Origin of the sequence: uncultured Abyssibacter sp., from assembly GCF_964000955.1 — a bacterium.
Taxonomy (GTDB): domain Bacteria; phylum Pseudomonadota; class Gammaproteobacteria; order Nevskiales; family OUC007; genus Abyssibacter.
Map to the genome: position 1 here is coordinate 1 of NZ_CAXFCL010000320.1, position 2735 is coordinate 2735.

Annotated in this window: 4 protein-coding genes; all 4 read left to right on the top strand. The window is 67.4% G+C overall.

The window, feature by feature from the left end:
• The coding region (locus ABNS06_RS15415) for an acetyl-CoA hydrolase/transferase C-terminal domain-containing protein (protein ID WP_348675486.1) at nt 1-508 on the top strand (508 nt) is incomplete at its 5' end.
• The gene (locus ABNS06_RS15420; RefSeq protein ID WP_348675487.1) at nt 508-1275 is read left to right on the top strand and encodes an enoyl-CoA hydratase-related protein; all 768 of its coding nucleotides are present in this window, start codon (nt 508-510) and stop codon (nt 1273-1275) included. The genes ABNS06_RS15415 and ABNS06_RS15420, both read left to right, overlap by 1 nt.
• 12 nt (nt 1276-1287) lie before the next feature.
• Nucleotides 1288-1752, top strand: a complete 465-nt coding sequence (locus ABNS06_RS15425) for a nuclear transport factor 2 family protein (RefSeq protein WP_348675488.1) — start codon at nt 1288-1290, stop codon at nt 1750-1752.
• A gap of 41 nt (nt 1753-1793) precedes the next feature.
• On the top strand, nt 1794-2735 hold a 942-nt coding region (locus ABNS06_RS15430; RefSeq protein WP_348675489.1), incomplete at its 3' end, for a hypothetical protein.

Consider the following 2735-nt stretch of genomic DNA (forward strand, 5'->3'; position numbering starts at 1 on the left):
CGTGTCGATCACCGGCGCGCTGATCGGCACCCGGCGCCTGTACGCCTTCGCCGATCGCAACCCGCAGCTTGGCCTGCGTCGCGCCGACTACACCCACGACGCCGCGGTGCTGGCGAAACTCGACAAGCTGGTGACGATCAATTCCGCGGTCGAGATCGACCTCACCGGGCAGGTCAACGCCGAGCAAAGCGGTGACCGCTATTTCGGTGGCACCGGCGGTCAGGTGGACTACGTTCGCGCCGGCGCCCGCTCGCCCGGCGGGCATTCGATCATCGCCCTGCCCGCCACCGCCAAGGGCGGCAACCTCAGCCGAATCACGCCCACGCTGTCCGGCCCGGTGACCACCGCCCGCAGCGAGGTGGACGTCATCGTCACCGAATTCGGCGCGGCCGAACTCAAGGGCCAGACCCTGGCGGAGCGCACGCGGCGGCTGATCGCCATCGCGCATCCGGACTTCCGCGAAGACCTGGATCGGGCCGCGCATTCCATCCAGCAACGAGGGTACTAATGGATCCGGCCGTTCTGTTCGAAGCACGCAAGGACGGTATCGCCGTCATCACGATCAACCGGCCGGACACCCGCAACGCCCTGAGCCTGGAGGTGCGCCAGGGTCTGTTCACCGCCTGGGATCGCTTCGAACGGGATGATGCCCTTCGCGTCGCGATTCTCACCGGCACCGGTGACCAGGCCTTCTGCGCCGGCGGCGATCTCAAGGAAATGGTGGAGCGCCAGCTTCAGGTGCCACCGCGCGACATGTTTCCGGTGCCGGGCGACAACATCGAACTGACCAAGCCGACCATCGCCGCGGTCAACGGCGCGGCCTACGCCGGCGGCTGGATGATCGCCCAGGCCTGCGATCTCTGCGTAGCCAGCACCGAGGCCCGGTTCGCGATCACCGAGGTCAAGGTCGGCCGCAGCTCGCCCTGGGCGGCGCCGCTGATCCACATGATTCCGCAGCGGATCATGATGGAGATCATTCTCACCGGTAAGCCGATCACCGCGCAGCGCGCCTACGAAATCGGCCTGGTCAATCGGCTGTCATCACCGAAGAACCTGATGAACACGGCGCTGACGCTGGCCCGGGAGGTACTCGATGCCGCGCCGCTCTCGGTCCGGGCCGGTCGCGAGACCGTGATGCTGGCCACCGAGATGGGTCGGGCGGCGGCTCTGAAGGCCGCGCGGCATGCCTCGGAAGCCTGCTATCTCAGTCAAGACGCCCAGGAAGGACCGCTGGCCTTTTCCGAAAAACGCCAGCCGGCGTGGAAGGGCCGCTGAGCCCGGCGCGACATGGATTTCGCCACCAGCGACCAACTCCAGCAGCTCAAGGCCCGCTACTGCCGGCTGCTCGACGCCAAGGACTGGAGCGCCTGGCGTGAGCTGTTCACCGATGACTTCGTGGGTGACACCACCGACTCCGGCGGCAAGCGCATCGAAGGCGCCGATGCCTTCGTCGCGTTCGTGCGCGTCATGCTGGGCAAACCATCGCGGATCACCGTGCACCAGGTGCACGCGCCGGAACTCACGCTGACCTCGGAAACCACCGCGACCGGCATCTGGGCGATGGAGGATGTCGTGCGCTTCGCGCCAGGGCTCTCCATGCGTGGTTACGGCCACTACCGCGAAACCTACCGCCTGAGCGACGCCGGCTGGCGCATCGCCAGCTCCCGGCTCACGCGCCTGCGCCTGGATCTCGTCACGCCAATCCTGTCGGTCCGGCTGCCCAGGCGTCTGCTCGCGCGGCCACCGGACTGACCGGCACTCATAACAAACACGACAACAACAATGGAGACACGATGAACAGCGAAACCCGACCGATCCGGCTCGTGCAATGGACCACCGGCAAGGTCGCCTGCGCATCGATCAAGGCGATTCTGGACCGCCCGAATCTCGAACTGGTCGGCCTGTACGCGTTCAGCGAAAGCAAGGTCGGCAAGGATGTCGGCGAACTGGCCGGACTGGGCCGCGACATCGGCGTCAAGGCCACCAACGACCTCGACGCCCTGCTCGCGCTGAAGCCCGACTGCGTGGTCTACATGCCGCTGCACCCGGACGTGGAGCAGATGGCGACGATCCTCCGCGCCGGCGTCAACATCGCCACCACGGCCAGCTTCCTGACCGGACGCGGCTACGGGCAAGCCGCCCGCGAGACCTTGCAGGCCGCGGCCGAAGCCGGCAGCGCCAGCCTGTTCGGCAGCGGCATCAACCCGGGCTGGGTCGACAACCTCGTCTGCACCGCCACCAGCATGTGTCAGGAGGTGAACCAGATCCGCGTGGTCGAGTCCTTCAACATCGGCCTGTGGGCCGAGGACGCCAACCAGGACGCGCTGGGCTGGGGCCGCCCGGCCGGTGATGCCGGCCACGGCCAGGCAATCGAGCAGGCCACCCTGCCCTTCGGCGATGCCGTGGAGGCCGTGGCCCACGCCCTCAACCACCCGCTGGACGACATCCGCTGCGAGGTGGAATTCGCCCACGCGACCGAAGATCTCGACGTACCCGGGCGGGACGTGAAGGCCGGCACGGTGGCCGGCATTCTCGCCCGCTGGCTGGGCATCTCCGACGGTCTTCCGGTGATCGACCTGACCGCGCAATGGACCGTCGCCGAGGAAATCACCCCGGCCTGGGACATCGCCATGGCCTACAAAATCGACGTGTTCGGCTCGCCCAAGATCGGCATGCGCGTGGAAGTGCTGCCCGAGGACATGAGTCTGCCGATGGACGAGCTGGTGCTCACCGGC